Annotated in this window: 21 protein-coding genes and 1 pseudogene; 8 read left to right on the plus strand and 14 right to left on the minus strand. The window is 58.1% G+C overall.

Annotated elements, in window-relative coordinates; genetic code table 11:
* Positions 1 to 9: 9 nt before the first annotated feature.
* Genes ACLHDD_RS06755 through pspA form a run of 6 tightly spaced genes read right to left on the minus strand, consistent with a single transcriptional unit; the run spans position 10 to position 4,024 of the window.
* Positions 10 to 1,071: a YcjF family protein gene (locus tag ACLHDD_RS06755; protein WP_427103484.1), complete on the minus strand. Its 1,062-nt coding sequence runs from the start codon at positions 1,069 to 1,071 to the stop codon at positions 10 to 12.
* Positions 1,068 to 2,465, minus strand: coding sequence for a YcjX family protein (locus tag ACLHDD_RS06760; protein ID WP_427103485.1), 1,398 nt, complete (start codon positions 2,463 to 2,465; stop codon positions 1,068 to 1,070). The genes ACLHDD_RS06755 and ACLHDD_RS06760 overlap by 4 nt, the downstream gene beginning before the upstream one ends.
* Complete coding sequence (pspD, locus tag ACLHDD_RS06765; RefSeq protein ID WP_427103486.1) at positions 2,446 to 2,694, minus strand: phage shock protein PspD; 249 nt, start codon at positions 2,692 to 2,694, stop codon at positions 2,446 to 2,448. Before pspD ends, ACLHDD_RS06760 begins: the two co-directional genes overlap by 20 nt.
* 52 nt (positions 2,695 to 2,746) lie before the next feature.
* Positions 2,747 to 3,097: an envelope stress response membrane protein PspC gene (gene pspC / locus ACLHDD_RS06770; RefSeq protein WP_427105181.1), complete on the minus strand. Its 351-nt coding sequence runs from the start codon at positions 3,095 to 3,097 to the stop codon at positions 2,747 to 2,749.
* On the minus strand, positions 3,097 to 3,324 hold the full coding sequence (pspB, locus tag ACLHDD_RS06775) for an envelope stress response membrane protein PspB (RefSeq protein WP_427103487.1): 228 nt from the start codon (positions 3,322 to 3,324) through the stop codon (positions 3,097 to 3,099). The genes pspC and pspB overlap by 1 nt, the downstream gene beginning before the upstream one ends.
* A 34-nt stretch (positions 3,325 to 3,358) precedes the next feature.
* On the minus strand, positions 3,359 to 4,024 hold the full coding sequence (gene pspA, locus ACLHDD_RS06780; protein WP_427103488.1) for a phage shock protein PspA: 666 nt from the start codon (positions 4,022 to 4,024) through the stop codon (positions 3,359 to 3,361).
* Positions 4,025 to 4,189: 165 nt separating this feature from the next.
* Here pspA and pspF point away from each other — a divergent pair, with 165 nt between their 5' ends.
* From pspF to ACLHDD_RS06820, 8 genes are all read left to right on the plus strand, one after another.
* Positions 4,190 to 5,191, plus strand: a complete 1,002-nt coding sequence (gene pspF, locus ACLHDD_RS06785) for a phage shock protein operon transcriptional activator (RefSeq protein WP_427103489.1) — start codon at positions 4,190 to 4,192, stop codon at positions 5,189 to 5,191.
* A 391-nt stretch (positions 5,192 to 5,582) separates the two neighbouring features.
* Complete coding sequence (gene sapA / locus ACLHDD_RS06790) at positions 5,583 to 7,205, plus strand: ABC transporter substrate-binding protein SapA (RefSeq protein WP_427103490.1); 1,623 nt, start codon at positions 5,583 to 5,585, stop codon at positions 7,203 to 7,205.
* Complete coding sequence (gene sapB / locus ACLHDD_RS06795) at positions 7,206 to 8,171, plus strand: putrescine export ABC transporter permease SapB (protein ID WP_427103491.1); 966 nt, start codon at positions 7,206 to 7,208, stop codon at positions 8,169 to 8,171.
* A complete protein-coding gene (gene sapC, locus ACLHDD_RS06800; RefSeq protein WP_427103492.1) occupies positions 8,158 to 9,048 on the plus strand; it encodes a putrescine export ABC transporter permease SapC in 891 nt (296 codons plus the stop codon). The genes sapB and sapC overlap by 14 nt, the downstream gene beginning before the upstream one ends.
* Positions 9,049 to 10,044 (plus strand): putrescine export ABC transporter ATP-binding protein SapD, encoded by a 996-nt coding sequence (gene sapD / locus ACLHDD_RS06805; RefSeq protein ID WP_427103493.1) that lies wholly within the window; start codon positions 9,049 to 9,051, stop codon positions 10,042 to 10,044.
* Position 10,045: 1 nt separating this feature from the next.
* Positions 10,046 to 10,849 (plus strand): putrescine export ABC transporter ATP-binding protein SapF, encoded by an 804-nt coding sequence (sapF, locus tag ACLHDD_RS06810; protein ID WP_111139473.1) that lies wholly within the window; start codon positions 10,046 to 10,048, stop codon positions 10,847 to 10,849.
* Positions 10,850 to 10,989: 140 nt separating this feature from the next.
* On the plus strand, positions 10,990 to 11,778 hold the full coding sequence (fabI, locus tag ACLHDD_RS06815; RefSeq protein WP_111139472.1) for an enoyl-ACP reductase FabI: 789 nt from the start codon (positions 10,990 to 10,992) through the stop codon (positions 11,776 to 11,778).
* A 215-nt stretch (positions 11,779 to 11,993) separates the two neighbouring features.
* Positions 11,994 to 13,106: a CMD domain-containing protein gene (locus tag ACLHDD_RS06820; RefSeq protein ID WP_427103494.1), complete on the plus strand. Its 1,113-nt coding sequence runs from the start codon at positions 11,994 to 11,996 to the stop codon at positions 13,104 to 13,106.
* 6 nt (positions 13,107 to 13,112) lie between these two features.
* Here the strand turns inward: ACLHDD_RS06820 and ACLHDD_RS06825 are convergent, their stop codons facing one another.
* The 8 genes and pseudogenes from ACLHDD_RS06825 to ACLHDD_RS06860 form a co-directional block, all read right to left on the minus strand.
* Positions 13,113 to 14,009 carry a LysR family transcriptional regulator gene (locus ACLHDD_RS06825; RefSeq protein WP_427105182.1) on the minus strand — a complete coding sequence of 299 codons (897 nt, stop codon included), beginning with the start codon at positions 14,007 to 14,009 and terminating at the stop codon, positions 13,113 to 13,115.
* A 561-nt stretch (positions 14,010 to 14,570) separates the two neighbouring features.
* Positions 14,571 to 15,263 (minus strand): amino acid ABC transporter permease, encoded by a 693-nt coding sequence (locus ACLHDD_RS06830; protein ID WP_427103495.1) that lies wholly within the window; start codon positions 15,261 to 15,263, stop codon positions 14,571 to 14,573.
* Between the two features lie 16 nt (positions 15,264 to 15,279).
* Positions 15,280 to 15,969: an amino acid ABC transporter permease gene (locus tag ACLHDD_RS06835; protein ID WP_427105183.1), complete on the minus strand. Its 690-nt coding sequence runs from the start codon at positions 15,967 to 15,969 to the stop codon at positions 15,280 to 15,282.
* Positions 15,970 to 16,048: 79 nt separating this feature from the next.
* Positions 16,049 to 16,864 carry a transporter substrate-binding domain-containing protein gene (locus ACLHDD_RS06840; RefSeq protein ID WP_427103496.1) on the minus strand — a complete coding sequence of 272 codons (816 nt, stop codon included), beginning with the start codon at positions 16,862 to 16,864 and terminating at the stop codon, positions 16,049 to 16,051.
* Positions 16,865 to 16,883: 19 nt separating this feature from the next.
* Positions 16,884 to 17,621, minus strand: coding sequence for an amino acid ABC transporter ATP-binding protein (locus ACLHDD_RS06845; RefSeq protein ID WP_427103497.1), 738 nt, complete (start codon positions 17,619 to 17,621; stop codon positions 16,884 to 16,886).
* A 9-nt stretch (positions 17,622 to 17,630) separates the two neighbouring features.
* Positions 17,631 to 18,197: a peroxidase-related enzyme gene (locus tag ACLHDD_RS06850; RefSeq protein WP_427103498.1), complete on the minus strand. Its 567-nt coding sequence runs from the start codon at positions 18,195 to 18,197 to the stop codon at positions 17,631 to 17,633.
* Positions 18,194 to 18,675 (minus strand): annotated as a pseudogene (locus ACLHDD_RS06855) (CMD domain-containing protein). The gene ACLHDD_RS06850 and the pseudogene ACLHDD_RS06855 overlap by 4 nt, the downstream one beginning before the upstream one ends.
* Positions 18,672 to 20,126, minus strand: coding sequence for an NAD(P)-binding domain-containing protein (locus ACLHDD_RS06860; protein ID WP_427103499.1), 1,455 nt, complete (start codon positions 20,124 to 20,126; stop codon positions 18,672 to 18,674). The pseudogene ACLHDD_RS06855 and the gene ACLHDD_RS06860 overlap by 4 nt, the downstream one beginning before the upstream one ends.
* Positions 20,127 to 20,380: the final 254 nt, after the last annotated feature.

Consider the following 20,380-nt stretch of genomic DNA (forward strand, 5'->3'; position numbering starts at 1 on the left):
AGCCACGCATCAGGCTGACTTACTGCCGCCCTTCTGTAACGCCTCTTTCATCTGGCCAAGCAGTTCGCGGCGGAAATCGCCGAGGCGCGGTTTGTCCTGCTCCAGCCACGGCAGAGGACGGCAGAGTTCCATCGCTTTGATACCCAGCCTCGCCGTCAGCAGTCCCGCGCCGATCCCTTGTGCGGCACGGGTTGAAAGCCGCGCAGCGATATCCTGCGACATCCAGTCCATCCCCACCTCTCTGACCAGTTCCGATGCACCGGCAAACGCCATATTGATCAGCACCAGCCGGAACAGCCGGATGCGGCTGAAGTAGCCCAGCTCAATGCCGTATATTGCCGCAATACGATTCACCAGACGCAGGTTGCGCCAGGCGATAAAGGCCATATCCACCAGCGCCAGCGGACTGACCGCGATCATCAACGTGGATTCAGCCGCATGACGGCTGATCTCACGCCGCGCCTGGCGATCCAGCACCGGCTGGACCAGCTGTGCATATAACCGGACGATTTCACTGTCATTGTGGGTTTCATGCAGCGAGGCGTGCCAGCGCTGCAGCGCCGGATGGGCCTGGTCCAGCTCCGCCTGCCGTGCCAGCTTTTCACAGAATGCGCGGCCTTTACCGATGCCATGGCTCTGCAGCAGTTCCCGGCCCACGTCCCGCTCTTCCGCGCGCTGACGCAGCTGATAGAGGCGACGCCACTCGGCGGTCAGCGCGCCGACGCCCGCCAGCACGATCAGGCCACCCGCAACGCCGCTGCCGAGTGAAAACCAGTCGCGGGTGAGCCACGCATCATGCGTCCACTGTACGCCCTGCGCGACGACGCTGACGCCAAACAGCAGCGCGCCGGCGGTGACCATTTTGCGCCACAGACTGCGGCGGGGTTTCAGCGCTGCTTCTACCGCCCGCTCACCCGCGCCCTCCTCTTCAACGGCCACCTCGTCATCCGGCACCGCCAGAAACGCCGCCTGCGCTTCCGGGTCAAAACTCTGTGCCGGACGCAGTGGCGTGTGCGTGCTCTCATCCAGCGGACGGGCAAAGTCGATACGCGGCTTCAGCGGTTCACTCATCGTAATTTGTCTCCTAACAAGAATTCCAGCGCGGCATCCATGCGGATATGCGGCAGCGGACGATCGACATCAAGCTGCTGCGGCCGGAACTGTTCAAACTGAAAACCCTGCTGCTGCCAGAAAGCGTGCCCCGGCAGGCGCGGCGGTACTTCGCCGGGATAGACGGTCAGCGGTTCGTCATCCGTGAGTCGGTGGCCGCGCAGGGCCGGGATCTTCTCGCCACGGTGATCGACCAGCCCGCTCTGCGTCGCCTGCACCGACGCCAGGCCGATGCAATCCATGCTGATCCCTTCGAATGCGGCGTTCTGCCAGGCATCCTGTACCAGCTGCTGCAGCAGAGAAACCATATTGCCGTGCTGGTCGCTGGTGATGTGATCCGCCTTAGTGGCCGCAAACAGCACTTTATCGATCACCGGGGAAAACAGACGGCGGAACAGCGTACGCTGCCCGTAATGAAAGCTCTGCATCAGCTGGGTCAGCGCCAGCCGCATATCGTTAAACGCCTGAGGGCCGCTGTTCAGCGGCTGCAGGCAGTCGACCAGCACGATCTGACGATCGAATCGCAGAAAATGATTTTTATAAAAGCCTTTCACCACATGCTGGCAGTAGTAGTTAAACCGCTGCTGCAGCATACTGAAGTTGCTGCCTTTATCGGCCTGCGACAGCCTGGCGAGCTGCGCCTCATCCAGTGCTGGCAGCGGGAAGAACTGCAGCGCGGGCGCCCCCGCCATATCGCCGGGCAGCACAAAGCGGCCGGGCTGGATAAAGTGCAGGCCTTCCGATTTACAGCGGTGCAGATAGTCGGTCCAGGCGGCAGCGATCTCCGCCAGCAGCGTCTCGTCGGCGGGCCCCAGCGGATCGAACTTTTCGCACAGCGCGCGCCAGGGCTTCGCCCACTCCGCACGGTCGCCCTGCAACAGCCCGTTCATCTGCCGCGACCAGGCAACATAATCCTGGGCCAGCATCGGCAGATCAAGCAGCCATTCGCCGGGATAATCGACAATCTCCAGATAAAGTGTCGCCGTCTCTTTCAGGTGGCGTAGCAGAGAATCACCCGGACGATAGCGCAGCGCCAGACGCATTTCGCTGACGCCGCGGGTCGGCGTAGGCCAGGCGGGCGGCTCACCGTAAAGCTGCGCCAGCCCTTCATCATAGGTAAAGCGCGCTGTGCCCATGTCGCGCTGCGGCACCCGCTTAACCCCCAACAGGCGCTCATCCCGCACCACGGAAAACAGCGGCAAACGTGCGCCGCTGTGAACGGTTAAAAGCTGATTAACCAGTGAGGTAATGAACGCCGTTTTTCCGCTGCGGCTTAACCCGGTTACGGCTAAGCGCAGGTGGCGATCAACGCCACGGTTCATCAACGCCATCAATTCAGTTTGCAGTCTTTTCATCTTTCTCCCTGATGAAACGCGACGCCATGCGGTTCATGACGCGCTTCAGCAGTGGCTCCAGCGCCACCGCCAGCAGTAGCCGTAACGGGCGTCGCGCTACCGATTTCACAGCCCAGCCGGTAACGCCAGCCGGACCATAGGTCACGGCGTTGATAATGATAAATTTCGCCGCCGACTTCAATGCAGGTCCCGCGCGGTGACGAAAAGCAGTGGATCGCGAATAAGACATCAACACCTCCATCGGGTGGGCAAGCGGGCCGAAATGGCCCGTCAACAACGTTTTACATCTGGCGGAAACGGCTGCGCACGCTGAAGGTTTCAGAGGTGACATAGCGTTCCATATCACGCACGCTGCCTTCGTCGCGCTGCAGGGCGTTTTCCAGCTTGTTCAGCAGTTCGCTGGCGCTGGGCTGGCGCGCCTCCTCTGTCACAGAGGCGGGTTTCTCATCCAGCACAAATCCCAGTACAAAATAGGCAATAACGGTAAATAGAAACAGGCCAAAAAACAGGGATAACACCACGATAACCCGCAGCAGACGCACCGGAATGTCCAGATACTCCGCCAGGCCTGCGCAGACCCCCATCAGTTTTCCTTCAGCGGGCTTACGCCACAGCTTACGGCCCTTCATCATCATGGCTGCCTCCAGTTCGGATGTTCGGCGTCCAGAATGGCCTCCAGCGCCTCTATCCGGTCGCGCATCCGCTGCGCGTCCTGGGTGACACGCTGCAGACGCTGGATTTCGCTTTGCGACAGCTCCGAACTGCCGTTACGCTTGTTGCTGTAATGCAGCCATAACCAGATTGGTGCGACAAACAGCACAAAAATCGTTAAGGGTATGGCGAGAAAAAGTGCGCTCATTGACTCTCCTTAATCACTTTCGCAACGTCGACAGTTACTCACTACGGTTCATTCTGGCTTTCAGCGCATTGAGCTGCTGACTGATCTCATCGTCTGCTTTCAGGTCAGTGAACTGCTGGTCCAGCGATTTAGGCTTGCCGAAACCGTGGCTTTCCGCTTCCGCTTCCATGTGATCGATGCGGCGCTCGAAAGACTCAAACCGCGCCATCGCTTCATCGATTTTGCCGCTGTCCAGCTGACGACGCACATCGCGGGAAGAAGAAGCGGCCTGATGACGCAGGGTCAGCGCCTGCTGGCGGGCACGGGTTTCGCTGAGTTTTTTCTCCAGCTCACCAATCTCTCCTTTCATCCGCTCCAGTGTCTCTTCAACCTGGCTGACTTCCTGTTTCAGCGACGCGATCAGGTCGGTAAGTTTCTGTTTCTCGATCAGCGCAGAACGGGCCAGATCTTCTTTATCTTTGCGCAGTGCCAGCTCCGCTTTTTCCTGCCATTCAGCCTGCTGAATCTCAGCCTGCTCGATGCGGCGTGACAGCTGTTTCTTTTCCGCCAGCGCCCGCGCAGAGGTGGAGCGCACTTCGACTAACGTGTCTTCCATCTCCTGAATCATCAGCCGGACCAGCTTCTGCGGATCTTCCGCGCGCTCCAGCAGAGAGTTGATGTTGGCGTTCACGATATCGGCGAAACGAGAAAAAATACCCATAATGATGTTCCTCTTTTGATGTTTTAAAACCCTGTTACTCTGCTCAGTTAATACAAGATGCGTGCCAGTTTTATAACCCACTGATATGCAATCAATTTGAAATTTTACAGCATCTTCAGCTTGTTCTAAGATAGTCAAAATGATTAATGGGTGGCGAAATTCATCATGACAGGATCAAACGATAATCTTCTCGGTGAGTCGAACAATTTTCTGGAAGTGCTGGAACAGGTTTCTAAACTGGCTCCGCTGGAGAAACCGGTGCTGGTCACTGGCGAACGTGGAACGGGTAAAGAACTCATCGCCAGCCGGCTGCACTACCTCTCTGACCGCTGGCAGGGCCCGTTTATCTCGCTGAACTGTGCAGCGCTGAACGAGAATCTGCTGGACTCCGAACTCTTCGGTCATGAGGCGGGCGCCTTTACGGGCGCGCAGAAGCGCCATCTGGGGCGTTTTGAGCGCGCGGATGGTGGCACACTGTTTCTGGATGAGCTGGCTACCGCGCCGATGCTGGTGCAGGAAAAGCTGCTCAGGGTGATTGAGTATGGCCAGCTGGAGCGCGTCGGTGGCAATCATTCCCTGCAGGTGAACGTCCGGCTGGTCTGCGCGACGAATGAAGATCTGCCCGCGCTGGCGGCGGCAGGAAAATTCCGCGCTGACCTGCTGGATCGTCTGGCGTTTGATGTGGTGCAGTTACCGCCTCTGCGCGAACGTCGCAGCGATATTCTGGTGATGGCAGAACATTTCGCTATCCAGATGTGTCGCGAGCTGGGCCTGCTGCTCTTTCCCGGCTTTACGCCGCGTGCGCAGCAGGCGCTGCTGGACTATCACTGGCCTGGTAACGTTCGTGAGCTGAAAAACGTGGTGGAGCGGTCAGTCTATCGTCACAACAGCAGCGAGCAGCCGCTGGATAAAGTCATTATTAACCCGTTCGCGGCGCATCAGGCGCCGGTCGCGCTTCTGCCCGCCAGCCAGGCGACGGAGAGCAGCACCCTGCCCGCACTGCCGCTGGATCTCCGGCAGTGGCAGAATCAGCAGGAGCGCGACCTGGTCGGGGCCAGCCTGCATCAGGCGCGTTATAACCAGCGCCGCGCCGCCGGACTACTCGGTGTCACCTATCATCAGCTGCGCGCGATGATGAAAAAGCACGATATCAAAGCTGAAAACTGAACGGTGGGGTCCGCCATGCCCTTCCTGCCGCTGCCCTCAGGTTAAGCAATGTGTACCGGCTGCGGCCAGGGCGTGGTGAGTAGGTGGGAGACGACAGCCTGCGAAATACGGGCAAAAAAAAGCCCGCCATCGGGCGGGCAACAATACTGGAAGCAATGTGAGCAATGTCGTGCTTTTCTCCGGCAGAGCCACCGTCGAACCGCAAACGAATAATAATCATTCCTATTATCATCTGTAAACCTTTAATTGAGAATTTTTCTCATTACTACACCCTCTGTGCGTGCTTTTCCTGACCACAATGATGAAAAACAGGCTGGCTGTCGTCGCAGGTTTTGGGACTCTGCCCGCTTTGCGATACACTCTGGCTAATGCCTCAAAATCGTTGAGTTCTATGTCAAAACTACTCTATTCGCTGCTGCTGAGCCTCAGTGCCTTAAGTGTCCCTGCATGGTCGGCACCGGCAGGTGATATACGCCAGACCGGCTTTGTCTATTGTGTCAGCGGCACCCTCAACACCTTTAACCCGCAGATGGCCAGCAGCGGACTGACGGTTGATACGCTGGCCGCGCAGCTTTACGACCGCCTGCTGGACGTTGATCCTTACACCTATCGCCTTAAACCCGACCTGGCGTCGGGCTGGGAAGTGCGCGATAACGGCGCGACTTATCGCTTTCATCTGCGCAGCGGCGTGCAGTTTCAGCAGACTAATCAGTTTCATCCGACCCGCACGCTGAACGCTGATGATGTGGTGTTCAGCTTTGCCAGGATGTTTGACAGGCATCATCCCTGGCATAACGTCAATGGCGGTTACTATCCCTACTTTGACAGCCTGCAGTTCGCTGATTCCGTGCAGAGCGTCAGAAAAATTGACAACAGAACGGTGGAGTTCAGGCTGAACAGCCCGGATGCCTCATTTCTCTGGCACATGGCGACCCACTATGCGCCTGTACTGTCGAAAGAGTACGCCGATCAGCTCACCGCGCAGGGTCGGCAGGAAGAGCTGGATCGGCAGCCGGTCGGCTCCGGCCCCTATCAGCTCAGCGAATATCGCACTGGTCAGTACATCCGGCTGGCGCGCAATCCGCACTACTGGAAGGGCGTGCCGCGTCTGCAACAGGCCGTTATCGATCTTGGTTCGGGCGGCACCGGACGGCTCTCTAAACTCCTGACCGGCGAATGCGATGTGCTGGCTTATCCGGCAGCCAGTCAGCTGACGATTCTGCGCGACGATCCCCGTCTGCGGATGACGCTGCGTCCCGGTATGAACGTCGCCTATCTGGCTTTTAATACCCGCAAACCGCCGCTTGACCGGCCGGAAGTGCGTCACGCGCTGGCGCTGGCGATCAACAATGAACGCCTGATGGAGTCCATCTATTACGGCACCGCCGAAACGGCGGCCTCTATCCTGCCGCGCGCCTCCTGGGCCTACGACAACGATGCGCGCATCACCAGCTACGATCCGGCGAAGTCCCGTGCGGCGCTGACCGCACTGGGGATCAGCGATCTGCATCTGCGGCTGGTGGTGCCGGTCGCCTCGCAGTCATGGAATCCCAGCCCGCTGAAAACCGCCGAACTGCTGCAGGCAGACCTGGCGCAGGTGGGCGTCCGGCTGACGATAGTGCCGGTAGAGGGGCGTTTTCAGGAGGCGCAGCTGATGGCGATGAATCACGATTTGACGCTGGCGGGCTGGGCGACGGACAGTAACGATCCCGACAGCTTCTTCCGGCCCCTGCTCAGTTGTGCGGCGATTCGCTCGCAGACCAACTACGCCCACTGGTGTTCACCGGCGTTCGATGAAACGCTGCAGAATGCCCTGTTGTCCCAGCAGCTCGCTGGCCGCATCGACAGTTATGACAAGGCACAGCAGATGCTGGCGCAGGAGCTGCCGGTGCTGCCGCTGGCCTCCTCGCTGCGGCTGCAGGCGTTCCGTCATGACATTAAAGGGCTGGTGCTGAGTCCGTTCGGCAACGCGTCGTTTGCCGGGGTTTATCGTGAAAGCGATAAGGAAAAGTAAGTGATTATCTATCTTCTGCGGCGTCTGCTGCTGCTGATCATTACCCTGTTTCTGCTGTCGCTGGTCAGCTTCAGCCTGAGCTATTTCACCCCCAATGCGCCGCTGGAAGGTGCCGCGCTCTCTGACGCCTGGTGGTTCTGGTTTAAAGGGATGCTGCAGTTCGATTTCGGCGTCTCCAGTACCAACGGGCAGGAGATTGGCCTGCAGCTGCGCGAGGTTTTCCCGGCGACCATGGAGCTGTGCATCCTGGCCTTTCTGTTTGCCCTGCTGGTGGGGATCCCGCTCGGCATCTGTGCCGGCGTCATGCGCAATAAATGGCAGGACAAAACCATCAGCGCACTGGCGCTGATCGGCTTCTCTGCGCCGATTTTCTGGCTTGCACTGCTGCTGACGCTCTTCTTCTCCCTGACCCTGGGCTGGCTGCCGGTGTCAGGTCGTCACGATCTGCTCTATCCGGTGAAGAATATCACGGGCTTTGCGCTGATTGACGCCTGGCTGAGTCCTTCCCCATGGCGGCACGAGATGATCATAAGCGCCCTCTCTCACCTGGTGCTGCCGGTGCTGGTGCTGGCGATGGCCCCGACGACGGAAGTGATCCGCTTGCTGCGTAACAGCACCAGCGACGTGATGGATAAGAACTATGTCAAAGCGGCCGCCACGCGCGGTCTGTCGCGCTTCACGGTGATCCGTCGCCATGTCCTGCACAATGCCGTGCCGCCGGTGATCCCACGTCTGGGCCTGCAGTTTTCCACCATGCTGACGCTGGCGATGATCACCGAGATGGTCTTTAACTGGCCTGGTCTGGGTCGCTGGCTGATCAATGCCATTCGTCAGCAGGATTACGCGGCGATCTCCGCCGGTGTGATGGTGATCGGCGGGCTGGTGATACTGGTTAACGTGATCTCTGACGTCATCGGTGCGGCGCTGAATCCGCTGAAACATAAGGAATGGTATGCCCGTCGATAATATCTACGCCGAGAAACGCCTGCCAGGTGCTTTTCGTCGGAGCTGGCAGCATTTCTACAGTAAGCCGATTTCCATGGTCGGGCTGTATGGCTTCGGCGCGCTGCTGCTGCTTTGCCTCTTTGGCGGGCTGTTTGCGCCCTATGGCATCGATCAACAGTTTCTCGGCTATCAGCTGCTGCCGCCCTCCTGGTCACGCTACGGCGACGTCTCCTTCTTCCTGGGAACGGACGATCTGGGGCGGGATGTCCTGAGCCGCCTGCTGAGCGGCGCAGGTCCGACGGTCGGCTCCGCAATTCTGGTTACGATTTTCGCCACCCTGGGTGCGCTGGTACTGGGCGTACTGGCCGGAATGACGCACGGGATCCGCTCGGCAGTGATGAACCATGTGCTGGATACCCTGCTCTCTATCCCTTCACTGCTGCTGGCAATTATCGTGGTGGCGTTTCTCGGGCCACGGCTGGAGCATGCGCTGCTGGCGGTCTGGCTGGCACTGATACCACGTCTGGTGCGTGAAATTTACAGCGCTGTTCACGACGAGCTGGAAAAAGAGTATGTGGTGGCAGCACGCCTGGATGGGGCCAGCGGGCGCAACATTCTGCGCTATGCCATCATGCCGAACATTTTACCGATGCTGATCACCGAGGTCACCCGTGCGCTGTCAATGGCGATTCTTGATATCGCGGCGCTGGGATTCCTCGACCTGGGCGCCCAGCTACCCTCCCCGGAATGGGGTGCAATGCTGGGCGATTCGCTGGAGCTGATCTACGTCGCGCCCTGGACCGTAATGCTGCCCGGCGTGGCACTGATGGTCAGCGTGTTAATTATTAACCTGCTGGGTGACGGCATCCGTCGCGCCGTCGAAGCGGGAGTGGAATAAATGCCGTTACTCGATATCCGTAATCTGACCATTGAATTTATGACCGCTGACGGGCCGGTCAAGGCGGTAGATCGCGTAAATCTGACACTGGGCGAAGGCGAGGTCCGCGGGCTGGTGGGCGAGTCCGGCTCCGGTAAGAGTCTGGTGGCCAAGGCTATCTGCGGTGTAACCAATGATAACTGGCGCGTTACCGCCGACCGCATGGTCTTCGATGATGTCGATCTTCTGCGCCTGACGCCACGTGAGCGCCGCCGCATCATCGGACACAACGTGTCGATGATTTTTCAGGAACCGCAGTCCTGTCTTGATCCCTCAGAGCGCATCGGTCGTCAGCTGATGCAGGTTATCCCGCGCTGGACTTACAAAGGGCCCTGGCTGAAACGTTTCTGGTTCTGGCGTAAAACCCGCGCCATCGAACTGCTCCACCGCGTCGGCATCAAAGATCATAAAGATATTATGCGCAGCTTTCCCTATGAGCTGACTGAAGGCGAGTGCCAGAAAGTGATGATCGCCATCGCGCTGGCAAACCAGCCGCGCCTGCTGATTGCCGATGAGCCCACCAACGCCATGGAGCCCACGACCCAGGCGCAGATTTTCCGCCTGCTGAGCCGGCTGAATCAGAACAACAACACCACGATACTGCTGATCAGTCACGATCTTCGCACCATGAGCCAGTGGGCTGACCGCATTAACGTGATGTACTGCGGTCAGACGGTGGAAACCGCGCAAAGCGAAGACTTAATGAGCACGCCGCACCATCCCTATACCCAGGCGCTGATCCGGGCGATGCCCGATTTTGGTCGCGCCCTGCCGCACAAGAGCCGCCTGAATACGCTGTCGGGCGCGATTCCGTCACTGGAGAGCCTGCCGATTGGCTGTCGTCTGGGGCCGCGCTGCCCCTATGCGCAGCGTAAATGTATCGAAACGCCCCGACTGACCGGCAGCAAGACGCACCTCTATGCCTGTCATTTTCCGCTCAATATGGAGGGCCAGTAGCATGGAGACCCTGCTGGAAGTGCGTAATCTGAGTAAAACCTTTCGCTATCGCACGGGCCTGTTTCGTCGTCAGCACGTTGAGGCGGTGAAATCAGTCAGTTTTACCCTGCGTGAGCGTCAGACGCTGGCGATCATCGGCGAAAACGGCTCCGGCAAGTCCACGCTGGCGAAAATGCTCAGCGGCATGGTTGCACCCACCGAAGGGGAGATTCTGATAGACGATCATCCACTGACCTTCGGCGATTATGGCTATCGCAGCCAGCGCATCCGCATGATTTTTCAGGACCCGTCCACCTCGCTGAACCCGCGCCAGCGTATCAGCCAGATCCTGGAGTTTCCGCTGCGGCTGAATACCGACCTCGACGCGGAGGCGCGCGAGAAGCGTATCATCGCCACCCTGCGCCAGGTGGGACTGCTGCGCGATCACGCCGGATACTATCCGCACATGCTGGCACCCGGTCAGAAGCAGCGTCTGGGCCTGGCGCGTGCGTTGATCCTGCAACCTAAAGTGATTGTCGCCGACGAAGCCCTGGCGTCGCTGGATATGACGATGCGTTCCCAGCTGGTGAATCTGATGCTGGAACTGCAGGAAAAGCATGGCATCGCTTACATCTATGTGACCCAGCATCTGGGGATGATGAAGCACATCAGCGACAAAGTGCTGGTGATGCATCAGGGCGAAGTGGTAGAACGCGGCGGCACCGCAGACGTACTGGCCTCTCCGCTGCACGATCTGACCCGGCGGCTAATCAGCAGCCACTTTGGCGAGGCGTTAAGTGCCGAAGCCTGGCGGCGCGAGCGTTGATTTTGCCGCATATCGCGGAAATTGCGGGCCGATTTACCTGATTTATGAGAGACGTGCTAGAATCCGCACGTCGATTAACGTCGGTCGCTTACTTTTTAACCATGCGGCCGCCAACTACAATGACCATAAGGATTACAGCTATGGGTTTTCTTTCCGGTAAGCGCATTCTGATTACTGGCGTTGCCAGTAAACTTTCCATCGCCTACGGTATTGCACAGGCGATGCACAAACAGGGCGCAGAGCTGGCTTTCACCTACCAGAACGACAAGTTAAAAGGTCGTGTGGAAGAGTTTGCCAAAGAGTTGGGTTCAGACATCGTGCTGCCATGTGACGTAGCCGAAGATGAGAGCATCAAATCTCTGTTCACTGAACTGGCAAAAACCTGGCCGAAATTTGACGGTTTCGTTCACTCTATCGGTTTCGCTCCTGGCGAACAGCTGGTTGGCGACTATGTGAACGCCGTTACCCGCGAAGGCTTCAAAATCGCGCATGACATCAGTGCCTACAGCTTCGTGGCGATGGCAAAAGAGTGCCGCGAGATGCTGAACCCGCACTCTGCGCTGCTGACGCTCTCTTACCTGGGCGCTGAGCGTGCGATCCCGAACTACAACGTAATGGGTCTGGCGAAAGCGTCTCTGGAAGCCAACGTGCGTTACATGGCCAACGCCATGGGTCCGGAAGGTGTGCGTGTTAACGCCGTCTCAGCGGGTCCTATCCGCACCCTGGCAGCCTCAGGCATCAAAGATTTCCGTAAGATGCTGGCACACTGCGAAGCGGTTACCCCGATTCGCCGTACTGTGACCATCGAAGATGTCGGCAACTCAGCAGCGTTCCTTTGCTCTGATCTGGCTGGCGGCATCACTGGTGAAGTGGTACACGTTGATGGCGGCTTCAGCATTGCCGCGATGAACGAGCTGGAACTGAAATAAGTGCCTGGAGGGCGAGCCTGACTCGCCCTTTTCTTCCCTTCTGCCCCCCATCCTGCCTGATTTTCCTGCCGTTATACCGTAACGCTATTAATTATCACCGATCATTCTTTTGCCCCAGCCTGGCCATCAGCGACGATAAGCCTGCCCTTCGGTTTATGCACATTTTCAGATTCTGTCGCCTGCATACCGAACCCGAATCTGCAAAAGGATTGATCATGGAACAACGCCGCTATCCGGGCCATAACCACTGGTTTTACGAGAGCCAGACCAGTCCACGTACTTCTCAGGCCGCGCCGCTGGTGCCCGAGGCCGCTTATATTGACGATCGTTTCCTGCTGGGCTGCCACGCCGATGATGCTGAGATGCAGGCGCTGCTGAAGAGGCATAACCCTGCCCTGCTGGCGGGTCGCGATCTGGCGCAGCGTCTTTTTCCCGATCGCGTTTTAACCTCACTCACTCACACGTTAACACTTTATGATCGCCTCAGCATTGCGCTGACGGTGGCCCAGGTCGCGGGGGTGCAGCGGTTGTGTAATCACTACGCTGCGCGACTGAATCCCCTGCCCGGACCCGACTCTTCACGCGAGAGCAATAATCGTCTGACGCAGATTACACAGTATGCGCGCCAGCTGGCGATGCAGCCCGGGCTGATTAGCGCCAGCGCGATTGCAGCGCTGGATGCCGTTGGCCTGACGGAACCCGATATTGTGACACTGAACCAGGTGATCGGTTTTGTCAGTTATCAGGCCCGGGTGGTGGCCGGTCTGCAGGCGCTGCAGGCTCAGCCCGTTCGCTGGCTGCCCGGCAGTACCGCACCACCCGATGCAGACACCACCGGATTTGACCAGCCTGGCCGCTGGCAGCCCGCGCTAAAGCCGCTGGAGTTACGCTATGCCAGCGCAGATCAGCTCGCGGCGATTACACGCTGCCAGACACTGCCGGGCATGCAGGAGGCCGTATGGCTGCTGGCCCACGACCCGTCCGCCCTCTGCGGCTGGACGCAACTCTGTCAGCATCTGCCTCAGGACCCTGTCCTGGCGGAGGCAACCGCGGCCCGCATTCTCGGCAGCCGCTGGGCATTCCGCCTGCTGCCGGGGAGTGAAATATTGATTAATGGGGTTGATGAGGCTGGTGCCACTGGCGAGCAGCAGCAGATTGTTGCGCTGGCAGCGCAGCTCACACGCTCTCCCGAACGTGTCAGTGCAGCCCACCTGCAACCGCTGATGGCGGCAGGCTGGGATGCAGATGACATATTCGCCCTGATCCAGCGTGTCGCCATCGGCAACTGGAACAGTCGGCTGTTCTATGCGCTTGGCGAAGCACAATAAGCGCGGTTACAGCGGCAGCCGCGCACGCGCCTCGTCGAAGAAGTGCTGTGCCAGTGGGGTGGCCCGGCCGGGTTCAGCAATGACCAGCGCCGCCTGACGTGCCATGGGCGGCAACGTAATCGCGCGCTGCTGCAGTCCCTGAAGTGAAGCCGGCAGCAGATGTCCGACCGGCGACACCAGTAATCCAAGGCCGACCTGCGCACATTGCATCAGCTGCATCACTGAAGCGCTTTCCACAATGACTCTCGGCACCAGCGCAGCTTCGCGAAACGCCATATCGAGATAGCGACGGAAGTAACGTGTGGGCTCGGCCAGGCAGAGGGGCTGTTGCGCCAGTTCAGCGAGCGACAGCGGCGTTTCCCCGGCCAGCATGGGAAAATGGTCAGGATGAAAGATGGCCTCCACACCCTGATCTGCCAGCATCTCCGCCTGAAAATGAAGCTCCCGCAGTGTCGCCATTTCAAAAAAGCCGATGCCGACGTCTACGGTGTGGCTGTTCAGCGCTTCCAGTAGCTGATCCGCGCTCAGAACGGCAATCCGGTAGTCGAGCTGAGGATAACGCGCCTGCACCGCTTTCAATAGCAGCGGCAGAGCCATACTGCACTGCGGCACTACGCCCACCCGCAGCGTGCCGTTCACGCCATGTTTCAGCGATTCAACTTCCAGCTTGAGCCCCTGATAGACGGACACGATCTCCCGTGCCCATGCCAGCACGCGATCCCCCTCTGGGGTGAAGCCGGCGAAATTATTGCTGCGGTTGATCAGTGGCAGGCCCAGCTCGCGCTCCAGATTTTTCAGGCGCATTGAGAGTGTAGGCTGTGTGACAAAGCTGGCTTCAGCGGCCCGCCCGAAATGGCGTTCACGCTCCAGATTACACAAGTAAATCAATTGTTTGATGTCGATGTTTTTTTACCATCAGTGACGTAAGGATTCATCTTTCAGCCAGCCATCTTTTATGGCCAACCGGGGTACTGGATACGTTAATACGTTTAACGACTATGATGACGTTCATAGTATGCCGAATATCACCCTGCTTCAAACTGCCGCGCGGGTAACCTGCCACCCCAGCACACAAAGCGCATCTGCGACAGTCGCTGACGCCGTGGAACGCTCATTACGACACCCAATCTTAAACAGCAGCCGTTCAGCGCCGATTGCCCAGATGCGAAGCCGATAACAGAGTCATTCGTTCCCGGCCCGGTGTCCTGCCTCAGGGAGTGAGCGGCACGCCGGCAGCGTTCGGGCAGAAGAGGATATCAGGCGGATAAGGTCATGGCCTGGGCGTGCAGGATCAGAGAGAAGAGTGAGGAGAGAATGGCGACAGGCAGCAACCGGGGGGCTGCACAAAACCCGCCGGAAACCGGAGGCTTCAGGCGGGTTATTCCGCTACGGGAAGGCGGCGCAGCGCGTCAACTGTCCGGTCTGACACCCACGGCGCTGCCGTTTAAGACAACATGCTGACGATCAGGTGCGCACGCGCAGCGCGGCCTCAATCCGGTCGGCAATTTTGGTGACAACCCAGGCAATCACCATGTAGAACACCACCGCAATCAGGAAAGCTTCGAGATAGTAGAAGTTCAGGGCAGCGGTTAACTGTGCCTGAGCAAAGATATCCACGACTTCGATGGCAAACGCCAGCGACAGGGCTTTCATGATGACCATAAACGCATTCGCCAGATCGGGGATAGCTGCCACGATAATCTGCGGAAACATTACCCGACGAAATAACTGCCCGCTGCTGTAGCCAAGCGACAGGGCGGCATCCGACTGGCCGCTGTCGAAGGAGTTCAGCGCCCCTTTCCACACTTCAGCCTGGAACGCCGCCACGCAGGCGCTCAGTGCCACAATGATGATCACCCAATTCGGCAGTGAATGGGCATTGACCTCAATGCCAAAAAGCGTGGCAACAACGTGAAGCGCCGGTGGCAGGCCGTAATAGGCCAGGAAGATCACCACCACCATCGGTACGCCTTTAAAAACGATTTTATAGGTGATGACCAGCTGACGCAGCACCGGAATGCGGCGATGCTCAATAAACGCAAACAGTCCGCCCAGCAGTGTCGAACAGATAAATATCGTCACCGCCATCAGCAGCGTCACCGGCACGGCATCCAGAATGCTCCAGAAGTCGGGCAGCAAAACCTCAGCATCAAACATGGATTTTCTTCCTCTCTCAGACGCTGGTGGTAAATTTCACGCGCGGCGCAGACCCTGAGCTGTACTTTGCATGACGTTTTTCAAAGAAGCGGACAATCAGCCAGGCCACACCGCACAGCAGTGAATAGATCACCGCCAGCACCAGATAGGTCCCGAACTGATACTGGTTGTAGTCCCGTTCCATAATCAGGTGTGCAGTCGCCATCACATCTGCGGCTCCGATATACATCACCAGCGCCACATTATGAATCAGGTAGATAATGGCATTGCCATAGCCCGGCAGAGCAAAATGCACCGCCTGCGGGCCGACAACTCGCAGCATTTTCTGGCGGAAGCTGTAACCCAGGCTGTCGGTGGCATCGTGCTGACCCCGCTCTACCGCCAGGTAGGCCGGGCGTATAACTTCCGACAGATAACCGCCGTGGTAAAGGCTCAGGCCAATCATAGCCGCCACATTGGCTGAGAAGACGTCACCCAGGCCGAGCTTATCGGTAATCAGGGGCATGCCGTAGAAGGCGACAAACAGCTGCAGTACCACGGGCACGCTGCGCGCATAAGAAACGTAAAGATCGGCCAGCTGGCTGAGGACGGGAAGCCGGCGCACACGGAAACAGGTCGCAATGAGCGCCAGAAAGAAGCCGGCAATCATTGCCACAAACATGATGCCGAGCGTTAAAGGCAGCGCTGACAGCAGTTCTGGAATCATGGAAGATAGATTCACGGGGAAACACTCCTGCTAAAAAGGATAGCCTGCGCCCGGCTCAGTACCGGGCGCAGTGAATCTGTTACTTCATGTACTTCGTAACGTCTTCGCCAAACCATTTCTGCGCCAGTTTATCCAGCGTACCGTCCGCCTTCAGCGCCTTCAGGGTTTTGGTGATGTCATCATTCAGCGCCTGGTTTTCAGCAGAACGGTGGATCAGCACGTAGGTGTTGTTAATGACCACCGGCTCACTGGCTTTGATCGCCAGCTTCTGGTTGTCGATCACCGTCTGCTCACCCAGGTTTGAGGGCAGAATCAGCGCGTCATATTTACCATTCTGTACTTCTTTCAGACGGTCCGGATAAGGCACCCCCGCGCTCGACGCTTTGATGGTGATTTTGTCGTTGGGGTTATCCTGCTGCCACTGAGTAACAAATTTATAGACGCCCCCGCCTGCGGTTACCGGCACGATATTTTTACCAACCAGATCTTTCATCCCGTTGATATTGCTGTCGCTGCGGCTGTAAATCTTCATCAGGCTGGCACCGATCGGGGCATCCGGGATCAGGAACTGTTTGCTGCGTGCAGGCGCTTTATAATAGCCGCCTGTTGCCATGTCATATTTGCCGGTCACCAGACCGGTTTCCTGCGCGATGTCCGCTGCACCTTCCATGACAAATTTGTACTGTGGCAGTTTCGCGTTAATGGCTTTCAGCACGTCCGGTTCATACCCCTCTGGCTCATGACCGATCGCGCCCCATGACAGCGGTTTGGATTCGGCGGCGGTAGCAATTTTGATGGTGCGTACGGCGTCCGCAAAGCTATTACCGCTGATAAGGGCCAGTGCGATGATACCGGGTGCGGCCAGGCGACGTAATGAGGTTTTGATTGCAGGCATCTCTCTGTTTCCTTAATTATTAGAATACTTTTTCTGAGTTGAGGAACTGGGCAAGGCGTGGCAGCGTCGGGTTATCGAACATCTCTGCAGGCGTTCCCTGCGCAGCCACCACACCCTGGTCCATAAACACGATGCGATTCGAAATGCTTTTAGCGAACTGCATCTCATGCGTCACCAGCAGCGAGGTAATGCCGGATGACGCCACGTCCTTAATGACTTTAAGCACCTCTCCCACCAGCTCGGGATCGAGCGATGAGGTCGGTTCATCGAACAGCATCACATCCGGACGCACCGCCAGTGCGCGGGCAATACCGGTACGCTGCAACTGGCCACCCGAGAGCTGTGAGGGATAGTGATCGCGCTTTGCCCCGAGGCCCACACGCTCCAGCTCCTGCAGGGCGATGTCGCGCGCCTGCTGTTTCGTTTTACGCTGTATGACAATCAGCGGGTCCATCACATTTTCCAGCACGGTCATGTTTTTAAAAACGTTGAACTGCTGAAATACCATCGCGGTGCGCAGACGGATCGCCTGGATTGCCGCTTTATCGGGTGACGGGTAATCCATCCGGATCTGATCAAGCTGAATGGTCCCGGCTGACGGCTTCGCCAGATAATTAATGCAGCGCAGTAAGGTGGTTTTACCTGTGCCGCTTGGCCCGATAATCGACACCACATCGCCCCGTTTTACCGTCAGATCGACCCCTTTCAGGATCGGATTGCTGCCGTAGGCCAGCGCAATATTCTTGAGTTCTAACATCCTCAGCCCTTATTTGTTCAGGTCAGCATGGCCAAGCACATGCATCAGACGATTGGCCCAGCCAAAGATGGCGATAGCGTGGATCAGGTCGATAATTTCCTGATCGTTCATGCCGACAGCGCGCAGCGCAGCGACATCGTCCGGGGTGGCTTCGGACGGCGTGACAGATAAACGACGGGCAAAGTGATAGATCGCGGCGTCGCGTTCACCCAATACATCCGCTCTGTCAAAGTAGATCGCGCTGACCACTGCGTCACTGCTGGCCAGCTGTGCATGACGACGCGCATGCACCACTGCACAGTAGCGGCAACCGTTAACGATTGACGCCCCCAGCGCGCCCAGTTCACGATCTGCACGGTCCAGCCCCGCTTCAACATACATAATTGCGTTGAACAATCCGGTACGGGCGGTGTAGCTCTCCGGATCGTGAACCAGCGTGCGGACATACTCAGAAATTTTCTTGTTAGATGGCGTGACTTTCATTGCCTCAAGCTGCGCTGGGGTCGCCTGTTCAACCTCTACTGGCGTGATATAGGGATGCCAGTGCAGCGGCTTGAGATTAACCGACGGAATCATGCGGACCTCATCAGACGTAAGCCAGCCGTAACGCGGGTCTGGAAGTTAACAAACGCAATCAGTTCTGACAGCGCGACAATCTGCGGAGCGGTCAGGCCGGCCTGCTCCAGCAGGCGGATGTGCTGTTCAGTCGCCTGGTCAGGTTGCCGGGTTACCCTGTCGGTATGATGGGCAAGGGTGGCCAGCGGCTCTTCCGTCACGGTGCTGCCAGCAGCCAGTGCCAGCAGCGTTTCAGACGGAGTCAGTTCCGCCAGCTGCGCCTGATAAGCCTGTTGCAGCGGGACATCGTCGTTCAGGACCGCCATGCGCTGCGCCAGCGCCAGGCGCAGCGCCGCGGACAATCCCTGATCGTCCTGCGGGGTGAGCACAGACTGTCGGCATGCTTCGGCGCCGTCAACAAACTCGGGACGCAGGCGGCGCGTCTGGTATAACGCCTCGTCGGGGACAAACCGGCTGCCTGATCTATAGCGTCGCTCAAAGTGCATTCTCCTGTTTTAGTGCTGGGGTTGAATCCACCCATTCATCGCCCTGTAATTCCGGGGTGTCGTAAGCGTGCAGACTGGCGAAATGCTGCTCAACATCTTCGGCAAACAGCGAGGCGGCAATGCCACGCACCAGACGATCGGCTCCCGCACTGACGGCCGGGATATCACCGGAGACTTTGCCGTGCGTCAGCATCGCGGCATCGTTAAAGCAGTGGATGTGTGCCAGCATCGGGCAGGCACCGGGCGTCAACTCGCGAAACTCAAACGATGGGCCAAGATCCGGCGCGTCCAGCATGTTCTGACGCGCCGGTCCCATCTCTGGTTGATAGCGACCGTCGGACCAGCTACGGATATGCGGTGCGATAGCAGCAAACTCCGGGCGGCCATGAAAATCGTTGGTGAAGCCGGTGGCGGCGATCAGAAAGTCGTAGCGCAGTGCGCCCTGCGTAGTCTCAATCAGCAAGCCTTCCGCGTCCTGCCGGACGGCGTTAATGCCACAGTCAAGGAAGAAACGCGCATTATCATGACGGGATACGCGCAGGGTGGAAGCACGCGGTGGCGGGGTTTGTGTCGCCGCGGTATAGTCGACGAACTTCCACTTCCACGCGTCCGGCAGGTGATGCATACCGTGCACCACACCCTGACTGCTGATGCCTGTCATCTTATTAATACGCGGCATCGCCTTACGACGAATCAGCAGGTCGACCTCAGCCGCGCCCTGCTCCAGTGCCGTGGCTGCGTTATCCATCGATGATGCCCCTGCGCCAATGACCGCAACACGTTTGCCCTGTAACGCTGCAAAGTCGATATCATCGGCGGAATGTGCCCAGAAGCGGCGATCGATGCCTTGCAGGAAATCCGGTACGGCAAAGCCACCCAGTCCTGAACGCCCGGTAGCCAGCACCAGACGGCGGGCATAGACGCGGCCGGTTTCGGCGCCATCCAGATCCAGCGCAATCAGCTCGCCAGCCTGCGCGATGTTGCGGACGCGCACATTGTTCTGCACCGGCAGATTCAATACAAAGCGATACCAGATCAGGTAATCCATCCACTGCGCCTTGGGGATCTTGTCCAGCGCCTGCCAGGCCTCATGGCCCCACTGTGCCGTAAACCAGGCGCGGAAAGTCAACTGCGCAAGACCCAGAGCCGGGCCGTGCAGCGTTTTCGGCGAACGCAGCGTTTCCATGCGCGCGAAGGTGACCCACGGCCCTTCCTGTCCGGCAGGAGCAGCATCATAGGCCACCACGTTGCTGATGCCGGTCAGCCGTAACTTTGCCAGCGCGGCCAGGCCACACATACCCGCGCCGATCACCACCACATCGCGCACCGGTGCATGCTCAAAGCTGCGTTCCGGTACCCAGGATTTGGCAGGCAGTTCCAGAAATTCCAGATCCTGCTGAAGCTGAGCTTCCAGCGCGGCAAGACCTTTGGCGGCATACGTCATAGCGAGATTTCCCTGATGTCCGCGATCGCCCATGAGCAGGCGAAAACCGTTAAAACACGCCGGGACTGCTGTGGTTTTCATCATTAACAAAAAACATAATTAACCACTAACAATCATTAAAACGCATAGTAAGAAGTAAGTTTTCGCATAATCCACCTGCCCCTGACCGGAGTCAAGATCTGCGCTCAGACACTGACCAATGGATTTCTTATATCTTATGCAGCAAACGATATAAGCACTGATTTCTTAGAGAT

The organism is Pantoea sp. NSTU24 (genome assembly GCF_050157905.1).
GTDB lineage: Bacteria > Pseudomonadota > Gammaproteobacteria > Enterobacterales > Enterobacteriaceae > Pantoea.